21 protein-coding genes, 1 other RNA gene and 1 pseudogene are annotated in these 17,969 nt (G+C 63.4%); 10 read left to right on the top strand and 13 right to left on the bottom strand.

Annotated features, from left to right (window positions below; genetic code table 11):
* Nucleotides 1-5 precede the first annotated feature (5 nt).
* From G7077_RS12980 to pspF, 3 genes are all read right to left on the bottom strand, one after another.
* Nucleotides 6-632 carry a superoxide dismutase gene (locus G7077_RS12980; protein ID WP_166412071.1) on the bottom strand — a complete coding sequence of 209 codons (627 nt, stop codon included), beginning with the start codon at nt 630-632 and terminating at the stop codon, nt 6-8.
* 77 nt (nt 633-709) lie between these two features.
* Complete coding sequence (locus tag G7077_RS12975; protein WP_246167220.1) at nt 710-1,009, bottom strand: hypothetical protein; 300 nt, start codon at nt 1,007-1,009, stop codon at nt 710-712.
* An 8-nt stretch (nt 1,010-1,017) separates the two neighbouring features.
* A complete protein-coding gene (pspF, locus tag G7077_RS12970) occupies nt 1,018-2,067 on the bottom strand; it encodes a phage shock protein operon transcriptional activator (RefSeq protein ID WP_166412070.1) in 1,050 nt (349 codons plus the stop codon).
* Nucleotides 2,068-2,219: 152 nt separating this feature from the next.
* On the opposite strand from pspF, the gene pspA reads away from it, so the two are divergent.
* The 7 genes from pspA to G7077_RS12935 are packed head-to-tail and all read left to right on the top strand — an operon-like array spanning nt 2,220 to nt 4,941.
* On the top strand, nt 2,220-2,888 hold the full coding sequence (pspA, locus tag G7077_RS12965) for a phage shock protein PspA (RefSeq protein ID WP_166412069.1): 669 nt from the start codon (nt 2,220-2,222) through the stop codon (nt 2,886-2,888).
* 4 nt (nt 2,889-2,892) lie between these two features.
* Nucleotides 2,893-3,165: an envelope stress response membrane protein PspB gene (pspB, locus tag G7077_RS12960; protein WP_166412068.1), complete on the top strand. Its 273-nt coding sequence runs from the start codon at nt 2,893-2,895 to the stop codon at nt 3,163-3,165.
* Nucleotides 3,165-3,578: an envelope stress response membrane protein PspC gene (pspC, locus tag G7077_RS12955; protein ID WP_166412067.1), complete on the top strand. Its 414-nt coding sequence runs from the start codon at nt 3,165-3,167 to the stop codon at nt 3,576-3,578. Before pspB ends, pspC begins: the two co-directional genes overlap by 1 nt.
* Before the next feature lie 19 nt (nt 3,579-3,597).
* On the top strand, nt 3,598-3,942 hold the full coding sequence (locus tag G7077_RS12950) for a hypothetical protein (protein ID WP_166412066.1): 345 nt from the start codon (nt 3,598-3,600) through the stop codon (nt 3,940-3,942).
* On the top strand, nt 3,939-4,226 hold the full coding sequence (locus tag G7077_RS12945) for a hypothetical protein (protein ID WP_425505285.1): 288 nt from the start codon (nt 3,939-3,941) through the stop codon (nt 4,224-4,226). Before G7077_RS12950 ends, G7077_RS12945 begins: the two co-directional genes overlap by 4 nt.
* The gene (locus G7077_RS12940) at nt 4,223-4,495 is read left to right on the top strand and encodes a hypothetical protein (RefSeq protein ID WP_166412065.1); all 273 of its coding nucleotides are present in this window, start codon (nt 4,223-4,225) and stop codon (nt 4,493-4,495) included. Before G7077_RS12945 ends, G7077_RS12940 begins: the two co-directional genes overlap by 4 nt.
* Nucleotides 4,496-4,527: 32 nt before the next feature.
* Nucleotides 4,528-4,941, top strand: coding sequence for a SufE family protein (locus G7077_RS12935; RefSeq protein ID WP_425505284.1), 414 nt, complete (start codon nt 4,528-4,530; stop codon nt 4,939-4,941).
* On the opposite strand, the pseudogene G7077_RS12930 reads toward G7077_RS12935, so the two are convergent.
* A pseudogene (locus tag G7077_RS12930) lies at nt 4,938-5,479 on the bottom strand (J domain-containing protein). The gene G7077_RS12935 and the pseudogene G7077_RS12930 sit on opposite strands and share 4 nt — an antisense overlap.
* Nucleotides 5,480-5,521: 42 nt before the next feature.
* Nucleotides 5,522-5,894, bottom strand: an RNA gene (gene rnpB / locus G7077_RS12925) — RNase P RNA component class A.
* Nucleotides 5,895-5,991: 97 nt separating this feature from the next.
* Between rnpB and G7077_RS12920 the strand changes: the two genes are divergently transcribed.
* Complete coding sequence (locus tag G7077_RS12920) at nt 5,992-6,333, top strand: SWIB/MDM2 domain-containing protein (RefSeq protein WP_166412064.1); 342 nt, start codon at nt 5,992-5,994, stop codon at nt 6,331-6,333.
* A 167-nt stretch (nt 6,334-6,500) separates the two neighbouring features.
* Here the strand turns inward: G7077_RS12920 and G7077_RS12915 are convergent, their stop codons facing one another.
* Genes G7077_RS12915 through G7077_RS12885 form a run of 7 tightly spaced genes read right to left on the bottom strand, consistent with a single transcriptional unit; the run spans nt 6,501 to nt 13,114 of the window.
* Nucleotides 6,501-7,184 carry an N-acetylmuramoyl-L-alanine amidase gene (locus G7077_RS12915; RefSeq protein ID WP_166412063.1) on the bottom strand — a complete coding sequence of 228 codons (684 nt, stop codon included), beginning with the start codon at nt 7,182-7,184 and terminating at the stop codon, nt 6,501-6,503.
* A gap of 32 nt (nt 7,185-7,216) precedes the next feature.
* Nucleotides 7,217-8,080, bottom strand: a complete 864-nt coding sequence (locus tag G7077_RS12910) for a CheR family methyltransferase (RefSeq protein WP_166412062.1) — start codon at nt 8,078-8,080, stop codon at nt 7,217-7,219.
* Entirely contained in the window at nt 8,071-9,177 is a 1,107-nt protein-coding gene (gene cheB / locus G7077_RS12905) for a chemotaxis-specific protein-glutamate methyltransferase CheB (protein ID WP_246167217.1), read from the bottom strand. Before cheB ends, G7077_RS12910 begins: the two co-directional genes overlap by 10 nt.
* 10 nt (nt 9,178-9,187) lie before the next feature.
* The gene (locus G7077_RS12900; protein ID WP_166412061.1) at nt 9,188-9,553 is read right to left on the bottom strand and encodes a response regulator; all 366 of its coding nucleotides are present in this window, start codon (nt 9,551-9,553) and stop codon (nt 9,188-9,190) included.
* Between the two features lie 58 nt (nt 9,554-9,611).
* Nucleotides 9,612-10,049, bottom strand: a complete 438-nt coding sequence (locus G7077_RS12895; protein ID WP_166412060.1) for a chemotaxis protein CheW — start codon at nt 10,047-10,049, stop codon at nt 9,612-9,614.
* The gene (locus G7077_RS12890) at nt 10,049-12,391 is read right to left on the bottom strand and encodes a chemotaxis protein CheA (protein ID WP_166412059.1); all 2,343 of its coding nucleotides are present in this window, start codon (nt 12,389-12,391) and stop codon (nt 10,049-10,051) included. Before G7077_RS12890 ends, G7077_RS12895 begins: the two co-directional genes overlap by 1 nt.
* A 60-nt stretch (nt 12,392-12,451) precedes the next feature.
* Nucleotides 12,452-13,114, bottom strand: coding sequence for a histidine phosphotransferase family protein (locus tag G7077_RS12885; protein ID WP_166412058.1), 663 nt, complete (start codon nt 13,112-13,114; stop codon nt 12,452-12,454).
* A gap of 107 nt (nt 13,115-13,221) precedes the next feature.
* Between G7077_RS12885 and G7077_RS12880 the strand changes: the two genes are divergently transcribed.
* Together G7077_RS12880 and G7077_RS12875 are read left to right on the top strand one after the other, a co-directional pair.
* Nucleotides 13,222-14,502: a serine hydrolase domain-containing protein gene (locus G7077_RS12880; protein ID WP_246167215.1), complete on the top strand. Its 1,281-nt coding sequence runs from the start codon at nt 13,222-13,224 to the stop codon at nt 14,500-14,502.
* Between the two features lie 12 nt (nt 14,503-14,514).
* Nucleotides 14,515-16,077 carry a glycoside hydrolase family 43 protein gene (locus G7077_RS12875; RefSeq protein WP_246167213.1) on the top strand — a complete coding sequence of 521 codons (1,563 nt, stop codon included), beginning with the start codon at nt 14,515-14,517 and terminating at the stop codon, nt 16,075-16,077.
* Between the two features lie 6 nt (nt 16,078-16,083).
* Here G7077_RS12875 and mutL read toward each other — a convergent pair whose 3' ends face one another.
* The gene (gene mutL, locus G7077_RS12870) at nt 16,084-17,868 is read right to left on the bottom strand and encodes a DNA mismatch repair endonuclease MutL (protein WP_166412056.1); all 1,785 of its coding nucleotides are present in this window, start codon (nt 17,866-17,868) and stop codon (nt 16,084-16,086) included.
* Nucleotides 17,869-17,969 lie beyond the last annotated feature (101 nt).

Here is a 17,969-nt window from a genome sequence, read left to right as displayed (position 1 = left end):
GCAGCTTAGCTCTGCTGGTCGGCCCGCGTTTCGCCGGCGCCGTCGAGGTTTTGCGCGACGAAGTCCCAATTGACGATGTTGCCGAGCACCTTTTCAGCAAAGTCCGCGCGGACATTGCGGTAATCTATGTAGTAGGCGTGCTCCCACACATCGAGGGTGAACAGCGGCTTCATCCCCTCATAGGCGACCGGCGTGTCTGCATCGTGAAGCGAAGTCACCTTCAGCTTGTCGCCGTCAAGCACCAGCCAAGCCCAGCCATTGGAGAAGTGGCCGACTGCCTCCTTCTTCAGCGCCGCAAGCAGGTTCTCCGGAGTGCCGAAGCCTTCCTCGATCAACTGCGCCAGGCGGCCGGTCGGCTTCTGTCCTTCGGCGGGCGCTAGGCAGTGCCAATAAAAGGTGTGGTTCCAGATCTGCGCGCTCTGGTTGTAGAGGACGTTTTCACCCGCGCCCTTGGCGTGGCGAATGACGTCCACCAACGAGCGGCCGTCCAGACCCTTCTCCGCGATCAGCTCGTTGGTGCGCACGACATAGGCGTTGTGATGCTTGTCATGGTGATAGGTGAGCGTCTCGGCGGACATGAACTCGCCAAGCGCATCCTTCGCATAGGGTAGTTCCGGGAGATTGAAGGGCATCGTGCTTGCTCCTGTCGTTGAGGTTTGCACCGCCCCTACGCCGACCGCGTTGCAAGTCAACGCGGGGTTGGCCCTCTCTAAAGCCCAATTTTCTCGAGCGCGGATTCCAGCTCGGCGTCGACTTCGGTCCGATCCTTCGGCGAAAGGCGGTTGAGTACGGTTTCCAGTCTCTTCTGGGCGACCTGCAGCGTCTTGTGGCGCACTTCACGAACGACATTGGTTCGGTATGACGCGCTTTCGCCCAGCAGCGCGGACCATTTCGCCTCCTCCGACGCAAGAACCGCAAGCGCAAGCCGTAGGCCGTCGCGCTGACCGCGGGCGTAATCTTCCGAACTTGCCTGAGGTGCCGGCATCCACTGGGTCCCGGGCTTACTCACAACCCACGTCAGGCCGCTTCGCCGTCGAGAAGCTTGTGCCGGCGGAGCGCGTGGCGAAGCTGGTCGTAGCTTAGGCCAAGAGCGCTTGCGGTCGCACGCTGGTTGAAGCGGTTGCGCGCCATAGCGTCTTCAAGCAGCGCCCGCTCATAAGCCGCAACGGCGCCGCGGAAATCATTGGTGCTGGCGGGCGGTTGCGGTGCGGCTGCCACGGCCTCTTCGAACGGGGCTGCGCTGACGGCAGCAGATTGCGGCACGGAAATCGTTTCGCCAGCCGCGAGCGGTGCCCACGGCGACTGGAAAGGATCGAACTGGATGGCGTCGACGGACCGTTCCGGATCTTCCCATCGGTACACAGCACGTTCCACTACGTTTCTGAGTTCGCGGACATTGCCGGGCCACGCGTAGTGCTCGAGTTCGGCCATTGCCCCGGCGCTGAACCCGGGCCAATTGTCCCACTCCAGCTCTGCCGCCATCCGTCGCGCAAAGTGTTCTGCAAGCAGTGGGATGTCATCCTTGCGCTCCCGCAGCGGTGGCAGCGTGACGACTTCGAACGACAGGCGGTCGAGCAGGTCGGCGCGAAAGCGACCCTGGTCGACCAGGGCGGGCAGATGTTCGTTGGTTGCCGCGACGATTCTGACGTCGACCTTGACCGGCTTGGATGCGCCGATGCGGGTGATCTCGCCATATTCGACCGCCCTCAACAAACGGTCCTGCGCGGGCGACGACAAGGTTGCAAGTTCGTCCAGAAACAGCGTTCCGCCATCGGCTTCCTCGAACCGTCCGTGGCGGGTCTTGCCGGCACCGGTGAAGCTGCCTGCTTCATGACCGAACAGTTCCGCCTCGATCAGATTCTCGGGCAGCGCAGCGCAGTTCATCGTGACGAGCGGCCCCGACCAGCGCGACGACAGATGGTGAAGCCGTTCCGCAATGAGTTCCTTGCCAGTCCCGCGTTCGCCGATCACCAGCACGGGCCGGTTGAGCTGCGCGGCACGGCTCGCCCGCTCAACGGCATCGAGAAAGGCAAGGCTCTGGCCGACGAATTGGTTGGCGCGTTCCACTCACCGAAACTTGGCGTGCTTCACCATCACTTGGCAAGATATTTCACAGCAGAAAACAGCCATTTTCTCATATTTCCGCCACTCTCATGAGACTGGCACGGTCCGTGCTTAAGGTTAGGCACAGGCCTGATGAAGTTTTTGGAGTGCCGAGAATGAGTGTATTTTCCCGAGCACGGGACATTTTCGCGGCGAACATGACGGAGATGCTCGACCGCGCCGAGGATCCGTCGCGGATGATCCGCATGATCATCCTGGAGATGGAAGAGACGTTGGTTGAGGTCCGCGCCTCCGCCGCTCGGTTGATCGCCGATCATAAAGACATGCAGCGCCAGCAGCGCCGCCTCGACGAATTGCAGGAAAGCTGGACCGAAAAGGCCGAGCTCGCATTATCGAAGAACCGTGAGGATCTTGCCAAGGCTGCGCTGATCGAGCGCCAGAAGGCCGCTGACATGGCGGACGCGCTCAAGGCTGAGATGGGCGGCCTCAACGAGACGCTCAAAGGCTATGAAGCCGATATCGCCAAGCTGCAGGGCAAGCTGCGTGAAGCGCGCGCGCGGCAGAACAGCATCGCCAACCGCTACGAGAGCGCGGTCACTCGCGCCAAGGCGCGCGAGCTGATGAACGGCAATCGGGCGGAAGACGCCTTCAGCCGCTTCGACCTGCTCGAACGGCGGGCGGACTTCGCCGAGGGCCGCGCCGACGCGCTGGGAATGACGGGGCCAAAGAGCCTTGAAGAAGAAATCGCGGAGCTGAAAGCGTCCGACAAGGTCGACGCTGAACTCGAAGCTTTGAAGGCGGCACTGGCCGCGAAGGGGAAGTAATCACATGGAAGGCGAATTCATCATCCCGATCATGGCGATCGGAATCCTGTTTCTGGGGTTGCCGTGGCTAATCTTCCATTACGTTACCAAGTGGAAGCAGGCGGCCACCCTAACCCAGGGTGACGAGAAACTGCTCGACGACCTGTACGAAGCGGCACGCCGGCTTGACGATCGCCTCTGCACCATCGAGCGCATCATGACGCTCGAAAATCCCGACTGGAAGCAGCAGTGCCTGCCCGGTCGTGAAAGCACCCGCCTGCTGAAGGACGTTGAGTAATGGCCAACGACATTTTCGAACGGCCCGACCTTCAACCGCCGAGCCGCACCCGACTTTACCGTGACAAAGCCAACGGCAAGGTGATGGGCGTTTGCGCAGGGATTGCCGACTACGCAGGGTTCGACGTGACCTTGGTCCGGGTCTGCATGGTTGCCGCGCACTTCCTCACTGGCGGCGGCACCATCCCCTTCTACTTCGTCGCGGGTCTGATCATGCCGCGTAAGCCGGCGGAGTTCGACTATGCAGCGCCCGAGGAACGCCAATTCTGGCAAAGCGTTCGCCAATCCCCGTCCCGCACGGCTCGCGACATTCGCTCGCGTTTGCGCGAAATCGACCGGCGGCTCGCCGACGTCGAAAGCTATGTAACCACCGAGAACCGGTCGCTCGCCCGCGAAATCGAGCAGCTCCGCTAAAAACAAGGGGACTCAAGGCATGAACCCGGATGTCATGAAGCTTGTCCAATTGCTGATGGGACTGCTTCCCTTCATTGTCGTGATCGTGGCGGTCAGCGTCGGCGGCTCGCTGCTGTCCACCTGGCTCAAGATCAAGAACGGCTATCCGCTGCAGAATAGCTGGGGCCTTCCGATCCATCCCAAGTCGGATCAGGAGTCGATCGAGCGGATCAAGCTGCTGACGAACGAGAATGCGCAGCTGCGCGCCGAACTCGGGTCCATCAAGGATCGGCTAGAAACGGTGGAGCGGATCATCACCGATCAACCGTCGAAGCTGGCCCGGGAGATCGACGCACTCGCGCTCGGGAAAGGAGGGAATGCGTGATCAGTCCCCTTCTTATCCCGATCCTCGGCATCAGCTGCGGTCTCCTTGCTATCATCGGTGGTGTGTTCATCAAGCCCTGGTTCCGGCTGAAGGAACGGCAGCTGGAGATGGAAGCCAAGCTGGTCGCGGAGAAAGCCGCGCAATATGCCGCGCAAGTGGAGCGACTTGAGAGTCGCGTCAGAGTCCTCGAACAAATCGCCACGGATAGCGGCGTACAGACCGCCGCCCAGATCGAAGCTTTGCGTGACCGCCCCAGGCTTCAGGCGAAGGATGAATTGCAATGAACCCCTTTGAGTTCGTCCTCATCATCATCGGCATGTCATTTCTTGCCGCCATCATCATCAAGAAAATGGAACTCGGTCATGGCCGTGGACGGCGCCAGCGCGGCCTCAACCACCCTTTTGAGCAACCCACCGGGAAGGAGAGTGCGGAAACGCTTCGCCTCCGGCAGGAGGTCGCGGAACTCAAGGAGCGGCTGAAGGTGCTGGAGCGGATCACGGTCGACAAGGAAAACAGCCTGTCCCGCCAGATCGACGAACTGCGCGACCGCTAGAAGCGGCCAGTCACGGGTGCTAGGCGCCTGCAATGACACTGCCGCCACTTCAAGACCTCCTCGACGAATATGAGTTTCTCGACGGCGAGGATCGTTACCGGTTGCTGATCGACTTGGGCCGAAAGCTGGAGCCTATGCCCGACGCGATCAAGACGGACGCCACGAAGGTGCGCGGCTGTTCCGCTTCGGTCTGGGTCTATCCGACGCCGCAGCCAGACGGTCGGCTCCACTTCCTGGCCGACAGCAACGCCGCAATTACCAAGGGCATCGTCGCGCTGGTGCTCGCCGCCGTGCAGGACAGGCCGGCATCCGAGGTCGCTGCGATGGACATCGCCGCCGCGCTCGCCCCATTCGACCTATCGCGGCAGCTCAGCGCCAACCGGACGCAGGGCGTTCCAAACATGATCGCGCTGGTGAAGGATACCGCCGAGCGGCTGGCGGCCTAGGCCTTCGTCTCCTGGCGGCGCTCGTCCGCCTTGCGCAGCACGTCATAAGCAGCCTGCACCTGCTGGAAGCGCTTGGCCGCATCCGCATCGCCGGGCTTCAGGTCGGGGTGGTTTTCCTTGGCGAGCTTGCGGTGCGCAGCCTTCACCGCTGCCATGTCGGCATCGCTGTCCAGCCCGAGCGCATCAAGCGCCCGCATCTCGTCGCGGCTTCGTGTACCGTCGCCCGGGCCGCCCCACTGCCATTGCGCCGACTGCCGGTAACCGTTGTTACCCCGCTGTTCATCCGCCTCGCGCCGCGCCGCTTCCTCGGCGTCGAGCCCTGCGAAATAGTCCCAGCCCTTGTTATACTCGGCGGCATGCGCCTCGCAGAAATACCAGCGTTCCGGGCTATTGGGCGCCTTGGGGCGGGCCGGTCACCGACCTCCACGCAGCCTTCACGGTCGCACAGCCGCACCTTCGCAGCCTCCGTTGAGCCGCTGCCGTAGGGCCGCCAACGGGGAAATCCCCAGTCGTTCGATCGCGTCTGCCGCCGAGCCATGTTCGCCTAACTAGTCGTGACCCCCGCCGGTTGCGAGGGGAGAATGCCAGAGGGCCTATAAGCCGGGTTCTGTCCAGCATCTTGCGATGCCTGTGCGACCATTCCTCTAGGGCGTGGGTCGCCCCACGCCTCAAGCAACCAACCCGGGCGGCGAGCCGGAACAGGCCCATCTGCCGCCCCTATTCGGTTTTGCACCCAGTGGGGTTTACCGTGCCGCGCCTGTTGCCAGCCGCGCGGTGCGCTCTTGCCGCACCCTTTCGACCTTACCCGTCCAAGGACGGGCGGTATGCTTTCTGTGGCACTTTCCCTGAGCCGCTTGCGCCGCCCGCCGGGCGTTACCCGGCACCGTTGTTCCGTGGAGCCCGGACTTTCCTCGCCCCCTGCAAGCAGGAGTCGCGGCCGCCCGGCCCTCTGGCCCGACGGCTATAGGCCAAGCGGTATTGTCTCGCAACGAATGGCCGCCTCCTTCGTATTGACGCTCACACGCCAGAAAGGCGCAACGGGAGAGATCAATGGCACGTTCGGCTGAAACACGCGGCAAGCAGGAAACCGCGGCGGCGGAGAAGAAGGTCAAGGCAACCGGCAAGAAGGCCGGCGGTGCTCGCGGCGGAATCACCGCCCCAGTAACCCCCTCCCCCGAACTGGCCGAGATCGTCGGCGCGAAGGACCTGCCCCGCAGCGAGGTGGTCAGCAAGGTGTGGGCTTACATCAAGAAGAACGACCTTCAGGACGCCAAGGACCGCCGGCAGATCAACGGCGACGACAAACTGTCCAAAATCTTCGGCAAGAAATCCGTCAGCATGTTCGAGATGAACAAGCATCTCTCCAAGCACCTCACCGCACCAAAAAGCTAAGGAGAGTGAGGCGGGCGGCGACCAGCCGCCCACCCCGGACCTCAGGCGAGTGGCAGGAATAGCCTGGTGACTTCCATGACGGGTGACGTCCTGTGTCGCTCCTCATGAGCCCTCCTGGTGGGAATGCTCTGCGGCGGCGGAGAGGACCCTGCCTGACCGAAAATGCTCTATTCGGGCCTCGGCAGCAGCAGTGAGAGGAGCTTAGCCCGGCATTCCCCGTCGATGATACCATCGATGATGTTGGGCCGGAATCGCCGCTGGAAGGCTATCACCGCTTTCGTTTCATCGGTCACGTCGTAGCCGAACCGCTCGAGCGCGAGGAGAAACCCGGCATCGCTCCAGCAAGGGTCCAGTAGGTCGCGTGTCGGACTGGGCATCGCCAGCCGCCGCTTTGCCAGCGCATCCCAAGGGAACAGCTCGCCCGGATCTTCCTTACGCGCGGGAGCAACATCCGAATGGCCGACGACATTGCCGCGGCCGATACGGTGTCGCTCCTTGATCTCGGCAACCAGCGGGATGACCGAGGCAATCTGCTCATCCGGAAAGGGGCGGTAGCCGAACTCGTGGCCCGGGTTCACGATCTCGATCCCAATGCTGGCTGAATTTACGTCGGTAATCCCGCGCCACCGCGACTTGCCCGCGTGCCAGGCTCGCTTGTCCTCGTCGACAAGGCTGTAGATCGTCCCTTTCTCATCGACGAGGTAATGGCAGGAAACCTGCGCATCGGGCGAGGTCAGCCGGTCGAGCGCGCCTTCGCAGTCTGGCATGCCGGTATAGTGAAGCACGATCATCGAGACCGGCAGCGAACGCTCGTTGAAATTGGGCGATGGTCGCGAAACCGTCTCGATCATGCGCACAACAGGCGCATGAGCTTGGGGAAGGGTCAAGCCCCTAGGGCGGTCCTCACCGGGTTGGTTGCCGGCTTGCCGCCTTCAACGAACTTGTAGAGTCCGCGCGCCTCCTGGTCGGCTTCGAGCAGGCTCGTCGAGCCGATTACCGTTTCGCCCGCGCCCAGCATCAGTCGGCCGTCCTCGGCCAGAGACCTGGTCAACCGATCAAAGGCGGCGAGCCGCTTTTCGGCGCTGAAGTAGAGGAGCACATTACGGCACAGGATGATGTCGAACTGTCCAGGATGCGGAGAAGCTTCAAGGATGTTGTGAACCTGAAAGCGGACCATGCGTCGCAATTGCTCGTTGGCCCGCCAACCCTCGCCCGACTCCTCGAACCAGCGCACCATCTCATTGATGCCCAAGCCCCGCTGAACTTCGAACTGGGTATAGGTTCCACCACGTGCCCGGTCGATCACGTCGGTAGAGACGTCCGTGCCCAGGATGTCCACCGTCCAGCCCGTCCAGAGATCGGGCTTGGACGCGAACAGCATCGCGAGCGAATAGGCCTCCTGGCCGGTGGAGCAGCCGGCCGACCAGATGCTGATCCGCTTGGTCCGTTCACGCGACTGACGAAGCTGGGGCAGCGCATGCTTGGCCAGCAGGTCGAAAGGTCCGCGGTCACGGAAGAAATAGGTTTCGTTGTTCAACAGAGCCTCCACGACCATGTTCGACAGGGCCGGTTCTCGTCCCATCACAAGGATGGTGATCAGTTCATCGAGTGTCCCGATGCCACGCTCCTTGAGCAGGCTCGACAGAGCGGTCTCGATCCGCCAGCGCCGGCTCATGGTCAGCTGCTGGCCGGTGCGCGCCTCCAAAAGGCCGGCAAGAATGCGGCTGGAGCTATCGCTTACCTGCATGGATCGGTCTCGACACGGGACGCCACTCGTCGAGCAATCTTCTCCGGCGGCAGGACCGCACTTGCAAAACCTGCCTCGAGGACCGCGCGCGGCATCCCCCAGACCGCGGACGTTGCCTCGTCCTGGGCGAGCACGGAGCCGCCGGCAGCGACAAGGCTGCTCGACCCCTCGACCCCGTCGCGGCCCATGCCCGTGAGGATGATGCCAAGCGCGCGCTCGCGGAAGATCTGGCCCACGGACGCAAGCATCGGGTCGACCGATGGCAAGCAGCCGCTCTTCACCGGGCCTTGAACAAGGTGCACGACGGGAACGCCGCCTGAACGGGCGACGGTCAGATGGGAATCGCCGGGCGCGATGATGATCCGGTCGGGAAGCAGCTGCATCCCTTCTTCGGCAACCAGGGCCTCGCGCCGGGCGGTCGCTCCGAGTTGCCGCGCGAAGATGGGCATGAAAGGCCCGGGCAGATGCTGCGTGACCAAGATGGGGATGCCGATCTGACGCGGCAGGTGCTGAAACAGAGTGTCGAGCGCGTGGATTCCGCCAGTGGAGGCACCGATCGCGACAAGGTCGATGGCACCGGCCGTCATTGCCCGCAGCGGGGGCTGAGCGCCCGCGATCACCGGCTGGAACGATGCGGCCTGCTGGTGATTGGCGAAGCCGATCGCCTTCAGCTTGCTGACGAGAACTTCCGAAAAGCGGCCGGCGAAACGGCTCGTGCCCGGCTTTGGCATCGTGTCGGTAGCACCGAGCGCCAACGCAGCGACAGTCTCCTCCGCCCCCTCTTCAGCCGTGGACGAAACGATGATCACCTTCGCGCCGGCGGCGGCATCAAGGATCCGCGGAATGGACTTGAGCCCGCCCTCACCCGGCATGTCGAGGTCAAGCAGGACAATGTCGACGCGGACCGCGGCGAGCGCCTCCAGAGCATCCTCCGCGGTCCCGGCGACGGCGACGATCTCGAACGCCGGGTCCGCCTCGATCATCCGCGTCAGAACGGCGCGGGCGACCATCGAATCGTCGACAATCATCAGCCGGATGCGCCGGCCTCCGCGTGCGTCGGTCCGGCGGTCCGGCGTTCTAGCGAGCGCCCGTTCCACGCCGGAGGCCTTACGCGACGCCGACGAGCTGAAGCTTGATGTGCAGCGTTTCGCGGTCGAACGGCTTCATCACATATTCGTCTGCGCCCGCTTCGAGCGCCGCGCGGATGTGCGCCATGTCGTTTTCGGTGGTGCAGAAAACGACCTTGGGCTGATCCTCATGACCGCGCTGGCGAAGCAGACGGAGAAACTCCATTCCGCTCATCACCGGCATGTTCCAGTCGAGCAGGACCACGTCCGGCATCTTGGACTCGCAGCGCGTGAGCGCTTCCTGTCCGTCTCCCGCTTCCTCGACTTCAAATTCAAGGGTTTCGAGGATGTGCCGGGCGACCTTGCGGATCACCTTGGAGTCATCGACGATCAAACAGCTTTTCATGCCTTGGATTCCCGCATTCGCCATATTGGCTGTTTAAACAACAAGGGTAACGAAGACCTTAAGCCGCCTTGGCTTCCGGTCCGGCGATCAGCGCCATCACATCGAGCAGCAGCATCGGTCCCTGCTCCGTTTCGACCATTCCGGTAGAGACCCGCTCCCAGCCTGAACCCATCCCGGCGCGAACCGGCTGCGGATCCGACGTTGCGGCAAGCACGTCCTCGACCGTGTCGACCGTCAGGGCATAGTGATGGCCGTCCAGTTCGATCACAACCGCCTCGCGGACACGTTCGGTCTGCTCGCTCTTGCCCAATTCCAGAGAGCGGCGGCAATCGATTACCGTCAGGACACGGCTGCGCAGGGCCGACAGGCCGGCGACGTGCGGTGCGGCGCGCGGGACCGGGATCAATGTGTCGAGTTCGACAACCGATTCCACTGCCGACGCAGGTAGTGCGACGCGTTCGCCCCCGATCTTCGCAACGAGCAGCAATTCCTTCATCACTTGCCTCCCGCGCTTGCGGTCTTGAGCGCCATCAGCAGCCCGGCGCGGTCATAGCGGTAGATGCTCGCATCGTCGGCGCTGCCGGTTTCCGGCGTCGAGCGCAGCCGGATCAAGCGGCCTCCCTCCTCGGCCGGAAGGTCGCTGCCCTCCGATGCAATGACCAGATCGGCCTTTTCCTCTACCCCGTCGCCGATGACCCGATAGCCGGCAGCCTCGACGATCGGGCGGAGCATGTTCTGCATCCAGGGATCGTCGCTCGGCAATTTGCAGACCGGCATCTTCTTGCCCCGGCGACCGCCAGCGCGATGGGTTGCGAACAGCCAGTGGGCATCGACCAGTTCGGCCGGCTCACCGCCGATCAGCGTGACGCCCGCAACTTCACCCGGCTTCTCGGCGCCGATCACGTCGCCATCGATGCTCGCCATGTCGATCACTTCATGGAACGCGTAGCCGATCTCGCTTTCGCCATCGTTGAGGCGGAACAGGCGGATCTTGTCCGCAGGCAGATCGACCCCGTCGGCTCCAACGAGCGGCAGGATGGATTCGCCGAGCTGTGCGCGAAGCCGTCCCGCGCTTTTCTTGATGGATGCGATCGGGACTTCCTCGATCCGGTCGACGATTGCCAGACGCATCGCGCGGCGGCTTCCGTCGAGGCCGCGGAACAGCAACACCGGCACTTCATTGTCGTTCTGGGCGGCCTGGCCCTCGGCAACCCGGGCGCCGCGCTCATGCATCTCCAGCTTCACACCGGCAACTGTTGCAAGTCCGGCAGGGTCGAACAGAAGGATTGGGCTGCCATCGTCTGCGAGGGTCGTGCCGGCGTAGAGCCCGGTCGCCATTACCGCTGGCGCGGCCGGTTTCACGACGAGCTCCTCGTGATCGTCGATCCGGTCGACGGCGAGCGCATAAAGGTCGCCGCCCGCCGGGCGGAGCACGATCAGGGTGCGGGCGTCGGAAGGCAGGTTGCTCTCCAGGCCCAGCACATCGGCTAACGCCACTTCGGGAACGCGGCGGCCGCGAATCGTTGCAATTCCGGCGCCGCCGACCTGCTCCCGGGTCACGCTGTCGCCATTGGTGCGCACGATTTCTTCGATCGCCGACCTCGGAATGGCGAAATGTTGCCCGCCGATGGTCAGGGTGAGCGCGGGGATGATGGTCAGCGTCAGCGGGACGCGCAACGTCATGCGCGTTCCTTCGCCCAGGCGGCTGTCTACTTCGACGATGCCGCCAATTCGCTCGACGTTCGATCGCACAACGTCCATGCCGACGCCGCGCCCGGAAATGGCGGTCACTTCCTTGGCGGTCGACAGACCGGGTTCGAAGATCAGCGCCAGCTGTTCGCGTGGGCTGAGGTGTCCTGCATCCTTCTTCTCGATGCTGCCGGACGCAATGGCCTTCTCGACCAGCCGCTGGCCGTTGATGCCTCGACCGTCATCCTGGATGTCGATCAGGATCTGGTTGCCCGACTGGCGTGCCGATACCGAAAGAATGCCGATTTCGCGCTTTCCGGACTTCAGTCGCTCTGCGGGAGTTTCGATCCCGTGGTCGACCGCGTTACGGATGATATGGGTCAAGGGATCGCGGATCATTTCGATCATCTCGCGATCCAGCTCGACATCGCCGCCGTCGATATCGACCAGCACCTGCTTACCCAGCTCACCCGAGAGGTCCCGAACCATCCGCGGCAAAGCCACGAACAGGTTCTCGATCCGCTGCATGCGGGTGCGGGTGATGGAGTCGCGCATCTCCGCAATGATCAGGGAAAGGCGTTCGAAGGCGCCGTCCACGGCCACATCGCCCGGCGCTTCGCGAAGCCGGCGGGCAAGCTCGTTACGGGCCAGCACCATGTCCGACACGCCGCTCATCACCCGGTCGAGCAGTTCAACCGAAAGGCGGATCGTCCGCGGAGTTGCCGTCTTGCCGACCGTGCCGTCAGCAACGACCGCAGCCGTGGGCGTTGCCGACGTCTCGGCTCCAGGCGCCAGGGCATCGATCAAATCGCTATCGTCACCATCGGGGATCTTTTCGCCCGCTTCAATGGTGCCGATCATCTCGCCGATGCGGTCGATGACCGCCAAAACGGCGCTGACCAGTCCAACGTCTGCCGAGCGACGATTGGCGCGAACGTCTGCCAGCGCATCCTCGGCCGCATGGCTGAGGTGCTCGAGCCGTGGAAAATCGAAGAAGCCGCAATTACCCTTCACCGTGTGGACAAAGCGAAAAATGCTGTCGAGGCGGGCGCGGTCGTCGGGCGCTGCTTCCCAGGCGACGATCTCGCCGCCCAAGGCTTCGAGCATCTCCCTGCACTCGGCAACGAAATCGGAAATCAGATCGTCCATGCGTGCCTCAAGTCCCCGCTCCTGCGGATGACCTTATGGCCGCGAGGTGTTAACGCTGAGTTAGCCCTGTCCCGAGCTTGTCGAGGCGGCCTGAGGCGGCAGCGTTACGCCGATCAACAGAAGTTCGTCGTGGGGATCGGAGAGCTGCAAGGTACCCCCCGCTTCCTGCACGAGATCGTGCGCCAGCCAGGCTCCGGCGGCGCGTGGCTCGACGGTCCCTGCTGCGCCGCGCTGAAGCGTCTCACGGAAGCTTGGGTCGAGCAGCAGCCGCGGCCCTTCGGCCCGAATCACCATTTCGATGGTTCCGTCGCGGCTCTCCGCGCCGATATCGAGGCGCCCGCCACGCACGAGCGCGTCGCCGGCGATCATTGCCAGATTGAGCAGAAGCTTCACCGCGCCCTTCGGCAGCTTCGCATCGCTCACCATCCAGCCGAGTTCAATCCGCTTTTCCGCCCCATACAGGCCTTGCAGAGCGGCGTGTGCTTCGCGGGTGTCGATCGCCTCGCCAAACCCGCCGCCGGCGCCGAAAGCCAAGCGAAAGAATTTCAATTTGTTGGCCGACGCCCGGGCGCTTTCCCCAAGCAGTTCCAGGCACTTGTCGCGCATTTCCGGATCCTGCTCGTCGGCAAGCAGTTCGAGACCGTTATTCAATGCTCCCACCGGCGACATCAGATCGTGGCACAAGCGGGAACACAACAGGCTGGCGAGATCGACTGGGTTCATGGCCTCGCGTGATGCGGCAGAGTGCGGGCAAGCGCAAGCACAGCAGCGCTTCCCCAGTGCCTCTGCCGCCGCTAAGCCTTGAGCAAATAAAAGCTTGGGAGGGTGTGTTGAAAGCTTCGATGTCGATCGTGGTTGCGGCCATGTTGGCAACTACGGCAGTTCCGGCTGCGGCCGCCCAGTCGGCGAAAAGCGCGTCGGCCGCAACCTTCTCGATCAACAAGGCGCGGATCGACCGAGCGCTTGCGCAGATGGTGAGCAGCGGCCGCATCGCCGGCGCGGAAGCCCTGATCTACAAAGGCGGCCGCGAGGTTTACTTCGGAAGTGCAGGCTTTGCGGATCGCGAAGCCAAACGTCTGATCCGCCGCGACACGTTGTTCCAGATCTTTTCGATGACGAAGCCGGTAACCGGCGTCGCGCTGATGCAGCTTTGGGAAGACAAGCGCTTCGGGCTGGACGACCCGCTTTTCAAATATCTGCCGGAATATGCGCAAACCAAGGTGTTTGCGGGCATGGATGCATCGGGCAAGCCGATCCTGAAGGCTCCCGACCGACCGATCCTGGTGCGCGACATCCTGCGTCACACCGCGGGCTTCAGCTACGGTCCGGGCGATACCTACCCGGAGAAGATATTCGCCCAGGTCGAGCCCTTGAATCTCAATGAAGACCTTTCGGCCTTCAGCCGCAAGAATGCGACTGTCCCTCTACAGTTCGAGCCTGGCACCCAGTGGCGCTACAGTGTGGCGGTCGACGTTCAGGCAGCGTTGATCGAGAAGCTTACCGGCACGACGCTGGAGCAATACGTCCGCAGCCATATCCTCGACCCGCTCGGGATGAAGGAGACCGGTTGGACTCAGCCTGCCGAGCGCTATGCCCGACTTGCGACACCGTACGAGGTCGTGGACGGCAAGTTGGTCCGCCAGCCCGAGGCGGCGATCAAGCGGATGAACTTTTCCGGCGCCAAGCTGACAATGGGCGGTGCCGGCCTCGTCTCCTCCATCGACGATTATATGCGCTTCGCGCGCATGCTGCTCGGCAAAGGCAGCTACAATGGTGTGCGCCTGCTCAAGCCTTCCACCGTCAAGTTGATGGCGACCGATCACCTGGATGCCAGGGTCACCGAACGGCAATGGCTTGGAAGCAAGGGCAGCGGCGGCTTCGGCTTCGACTTCTTCGTCCGCACCGCCCAGCCGCAAACCGCGGCGGAGAACCGCGGTGCGCTCGGCGAATTCTTCTGGGACGGTGCGATGACCACCCTGTTCTGGATCGATCCCGCCAACGATCTTGCTGCCGTTTTCCTGGTTCAGAAGCAACCGTTCGACGGGACTCTTCACCACGACTTTCGAGAGGCGGTTTACGGCCCGTCTTACCTTGGGCCCAAGGGCGACTAGGAGATCTGCCCGATGATGGTGAAGGCGGCTTGGCTTGCGAGTGCGACGGTCCTTGCGATGGCCGGTCTTAGCGCCGCACAGGCCCAGGTCTGGCGATCGGATCAGGGTGACGGCACGTTCCGCAACCCGATTTTGTATGCGGACTATCCCGATCCGGACATCATCCGCGTCGGCGAGGACTTCTACTTCGTCTCGACCACATTCGCGAACGCCCCCGGCGTCACCCTCCTCCATTCACGCGACCTCGTGAACTGGAAGATCGTCGGTCATGTCGTGCCGCGACTGGACGGCAGCCCGAAGTTCGACCTGGAGGACGGCGGCAGTTATCGGACCGGCTTTTTCGCCGCCAGCCTGCGTCACCACGGGGGCACATTCTACATCGCGATCACGCCCGTCGGACACAAGACGCGCATCTACCGAAGCAAGGCGATCACGGGTCCCTGGACCTACAACGAAATAGACCGTGAAGCCTTCGATCCCGGACTCTTCTTCGATGACGACGGAAAAGCCTATATCGCGACGTCGATCGGCTCCGACGGGACCGTCACCCTGCTGTCGCTAAACAAGGATCTGACCGCCGTCACCTCGAGCAAGGTCATTCATTATGTGCAGGGTATCGAAGGCTCCAAGCTGATCAAGCGCAAGGGCACTTACTACCTCTTCAATGCCCTCCCACGCCGGCTTGAGCTTCTCGTATCCCGCTCGAAGAGCCTCGACGGCCCATGGGAAACTCGCCCGCAGATCAGCACCAGCGGCAAGACCGGCGGCCACCAGGGGGCTTTGGTCGACCTTCCGGACGGACGCGACTTCGGCTTCGTCATGTTTGACGCTGGCTCCATCGGGCGGATGACCAACATCAGCCCCGTTCATTGGGTGGACGGCTGGCCGGTTTGGGGGACGCCCGAGCAGCCCGGCCGCGTTCCCGATCGTGCCCTTAAGCCAATTCAGGGGCAGCCATTTTCCGAACCGCCGACTACCGACAATTTCGCAGGCCGTACCCTGGGCCTGCAGTGGCAGTGGAACCACAATCCGGACAATAGCCGCTGGTCGCTTACCCAGCGTCCCGGCTTCCTGCGCCTGCACGCCACTCGCGCTCCCGATCTTTGGAGCGCCCGCAACACGCTGGTTCAGAAGGGCCAGGGTCCACGCGCCCGAGCGACGATCAAGGCGTCCCTCGCCGGCATCCGCCAGGGCGATGTCTGCGGCCTTGGTACCTTCGGCAAGTTCAGCCCCCAGCTTGCGATCTCAGGCGAGTCCGGGGGACGCCGATCCCTGCGCATGCAGGTCACGGAGTCGACAGTCGAAGGTCCCAAGACGGAAGTCCGCGAGCGCGCAATTGCAATTCGCGGCGGCAATGTCTGGCTGCGCACCGACCTGGATTTCACCTCCGACCTGGGCCGGGTCGCGTACAGCCTCGACGCCCGGAGGTGGACCTATGTCGGCGGAACCTTCCCTCTGAAGTTCGACTGGCGGACCGGAACCTTCCAGGGCGAGCAGATCGCCATATCCTGCTACAATCCGGGAGCGAAGGGTGGGTTTCTGGACGTGGACAGCTTCACGCTGGCCAAGTTCTGAGCGGGCTTACCTTCGCCCGAATAGCTTCTCGATTTCGCCATGCCCGAGTTTTACCCAGGTGGGGCGACCATGATTGCACTGGCCCGAGCGCGGGGTGACCTCCATCTCGCGAAGCAACGCGTTCATCTCCGCGACTGAGAGGACGCGGCCGGCCCGGACCGAGCCATGACAAGCAATGGTTGCTGCCACGTGGTCGAGCCGGTCACGAAGGGCAAGCGGTCCGCCCATCTCCGCGATCTCGGCAGCCAAATCGGCAAGAAGCTGCTTGACGTCAGGCTTGCCGAGCGCCGCCGGCGTGCTCCTGACCAGCATGCTGCTGGGACCGAAGCGCTCAAGGTCGAGGCCGAGTTCGGCGAGGTCCGCAATGGCACCTTCGAGCCGGTCGCAGTCGGGTTCGTCCAGATCGACCACCTCGGGCATCAGCAATGTCTGGCGGGCGATACCCTGCCCTTCGCGTGCCGCCCGCATGCGCTCGAGCACGAGCCGTTCGTGGGCGGCATGCTGGTCCACGATTACGAGCCCGTCCTCGGCCTCGGCGACAATGTAGGTGGCGGCGACTTGTCCGCGTGCGACACCGAGGGGGAATTTGGGGACTTCGGCATGGGCCGGTTCGGCGCGCGCGGCGGGTGCGTGATCGAACAGCGCCGCTTCTTCCCGGACCAGAGAAGGCGCACCCCTCGCAAAGGCGGCGGGGGCCCAGCGCTGAGGTAGGTCTGAGAAATCGATTGCACGCGGAGGACGATCAAGCGCGTAGGTCTCGCTCGACGTCCACATCACTGGCGCCGCGGCCTGGGTGCGGGCGGCGCTGCGCTGGCTTGCTTCGTCCAGCGCCGCACGTAGGCCGCCAACGATGAGGCCCCGCACTGCAGCCGGATCACGGAAGCGGACCTCCGTTTTGGCGGGGTGAACGTTGACGTCCACCTCGTCGAGCGGAAGGTCAAGGAACAGGGCCGCGATCGGGTGGCGGTCGCGCGCGAGCAGGTCACGATAGGCGGCACGCAGGGCACCAACCAGCACCCGATCCTTCACGGGGCGATTGTTGACGAACAGGAATTGCTGGTCGGCAGCCCCGCGATTGAAGGTCGGCAGGCTGACGACGCCGGTCAGCGCGAGCCCGTTCCGGTTGCAGTCGATGCCAACGCCGTGTTGTTCCAACTCATGGGTCAGCAGCTCGGCAACGCGTTGCGGCGGCTCGGCGGGTTGCAGGGATAGTATGCGCCGGCCGTCATGTTCGAGGCTGAACGCCACGTCGGCCCGCGCCATCGCGAGCCGACGAACCGCGTCCAGAGCCGCACCATATTCACTGCGCGGGCTGCGCAGGAACTTGCGGCGCGCCGGCACCTTGCCGAACAAGTCCTCGACCCGGACCCGCGAGCCGGGCGGCAGAGCCGCTGGTCCGTCTCCTGCCGGTGCGCCATGATCGACGGCGATCCGCCAACCGTCCTGCCCTCGTGGACGGCTTTCCAGCGTCAACCGCGAAACACTGGCGATGGACGGCAACGCCTCACCTCGGAAGCCGAAGCTGGCGATGCGGTCGATGCTTTCGTCCGGCAGCTTGGAAGTTGCATGGCGCTCCAGCGCCAGACGCATGTCGCCCGGGCTCATTCCACATCCGTCGTCGACGACCTCGATCAGCTCAAGCCCGCCCGCCGAAAGCCGCACCGAGACCGAGCAGGCGCCGGCGTCCAGGGCGTTTTCCACAAGTTCTTTCAACGCGCTGGCCGGTCTTTCCACCACCTCGCCCGCGGCGATGCGGTCGATCAGTTCGGACGGCAGCCTTCTTATTGACATGACCTATGCTCTAGCCCAATCCGAGCCGACCCGCGAAGCGCTGATTTCCTGCAAAATTCAGTTTGCATTCAACGGGAAGATTTAATGAATCGCCCGGCGGG

Origin of the sequence: Sphingomonas piscis, assembly GCF_011300455.1 — a bacterium.
Classification (GTDB): domain Bacteria; phylum Pseudomonadota; class Alphaproteobacteria; order Sphingomonadales; family Sphingomonadaceae; genus Sphingomicrobium; species Sphingomicrobium piscis.
This window is presented reverse-complemented; position numbering and strand designations above follow the sequence as displayed.

Excerpts from the sequence above, each read along its gene's own strand:
- G7077_RS12980 (WP_166412071.1), bottom strand. The coding sequence starts at position 632 with ATGCCCTTCAATCTCCCGGAACTACCCTATGCGAAGGATGCGCTTGGC.
- pspA (WP_166412069.1), top strand. The coding sequence starts at position 2,220 with ATGAGTGTATTTTCCCGAGCACGGGACATTTTCGCGGCGAACATGACG.
- pspB (WP_166412068.1), top strand. The coding sequence starts at position 2,893 with ATGGAAGGCGAATTCATCATCCCGATCATGGCGATCGGAATCCTGTTT.
- pspC (WP_166412067.1), top strand. The coding sequence starts at position 3,165 with ATGGCCAACGACATTTTCGAACGGCCCGACCTTCAACCGCCGAGCCGC.
- G7077_RS12950 (WP_166412066.1), top strand. The coding sequence starts at position 3,598 with ATGAACCCGGATGTCATGAAGCTTGTCCAATTGCTGATGGGACTGCTT.
- G7077_RS12940 (WP_166412065.1), top strand. The coding sequence starts at position 4,223 with ATGAACCCCTTTGAGTTCGTCCTCATCATCATCGGCATGTCATTTCTT.
- G7077_RS12935 (WP_425505284.1), top strand. The coding sequence starts at position 4,528 with ATGACACTGCCGCCACTTCAAGACCTCCTCGACGAATATGAGTTTCTC.
- G7077_RS12920 (WP_166412064.1), top strand. The coding sequence starts at position 5,992 with ATGGCACGTTCGGCTGAAACACGCGGCAAGCAGGAAACCGCGGCGGCG.
- G7077_RS12915 (WP_166412063.1), bottom strand. The coding sequence starts at position 7,184 with ATGATCGAGACGGTTTCGCGACCATCGCCCAATTTCAACGAGCGTTCG.
- G7077_RS12910 (WP_166412062.1), bottom strand. The coding sequence starts at position 8,080 with ATGCAGGTAAGCGATAGCTCCAGCCGCATTCTTGCCGGCCTTTTGGAG.
- G7077_RS12900 (WP_166412061.1), bottom strand. The coding sequence starts at position 9,553 with ATGAAAAGCTGTTTGATCGTCGATGACTCCAAGGTGATCCGCAAGGTC.
- G7077_RS12895 (WP_166412060.1), bottom strand. The coding sequence starts at position 10,049 with ATGAAGGAATTGCTGCTCGTTGCGAAGATCGGGGGCGAACGCGTCGCA.
- G7077_RS12890 (WP_166412059.1), bottom strand. The coding sequence starts at position 12,391 with ATGGACGATCTGATTTCCGATTTCGTTGCCGAGTGCAGGGAGATGCTC.
- G7077_RS12885 (WP_166412058.1), bottom strand. The coding sequence starts at position 13,114 with ATGAACCCAGTCGATCTCGCCAGCCTGTTGTGTTCCCGCTTGTGCCAC.
- G7077_RS12875 (WP_246167213.1), top strand. The coding sequence starts at position 14,515 with ATGATGGTGAAGGCGGCTTGGCTTGCGAGTGCGACGGTCCTTGCGATG.
- mutL (WP_166412056.1), bottom strand. The coding sequence starts at position 17,868 with ATGTCAATAAGAAGGCTGCCGTCCGAACTGATCGACCGCATCGCCGCG.